This is a genomic window from Campylobacter sp. 2018MI13, assembly GCF_018501135.1.
In the GTDB taxonomy this organism is placed as follows: domain Bacteria; phylum Campylobacterota; class Campylobacteria; order Campylobacterales; family Campylobacteraceae; genus Campylobacter_E.
Genome location: NZ_JAHCZC010000207.1, coordinates 1 through 462, shown reverse-complemented (window position 1 = coordinate 462; position 462 = coordinate 1). Strand labels below are relative to the sequence as shown.

Here is a 462-nt window from a genome sequence, read left to right as displayed (position 1 = left end):
GTAGTTGCCCCAATACTAGCCTTAACTGTCTCATTAGAATATGCACCAATTTGAAATTCTTTGTTTGAAAACGTTCCACTTAGAAGCTTTTGACCATTGAATGATGTAGTATTACCAATATTGTCTAATTCTTCCATAAGTCTTGAAATATCAGCTTGAAGTGAGCGTCTTGTTTCAGTTGTTTGACCATCTTGAGCTGATTGAATAGCTTTATTCTTAATTGTATCAAGTATTTTTATTTGCTCATCCATAGCCTTATCAGCTGTCTGAATTATACCAATAGCATCATTAGCATTCATAATAGCTTGACCAAGAGAACTTGCTTGACTTCTTAAACTATCAGCAATTGCCATACCTGAAGCATCATCAGCAGCAGAGTTAATTCTAAAACCTGAGTTTAACTTATTTAAAGAACTGTCAATTGATCTATTGTTCATAGATGCGTTTGCATGAGCGCTTAGC

The 462-nt window shown here is 34.6% G+C and carries 1 protein-coding gene; it reads right to left on the bottom strand.

Annotated elements, in window-relative coordinates:
* Positions 1 to 462 (bottom strand): flagellin N-terminal helical domain-containing protein (locus tag KJQ99_RS09665; RefSeq protein ID WP_502756523.1); only part of this gene is annotated, 462 nt, incomplete at both ends.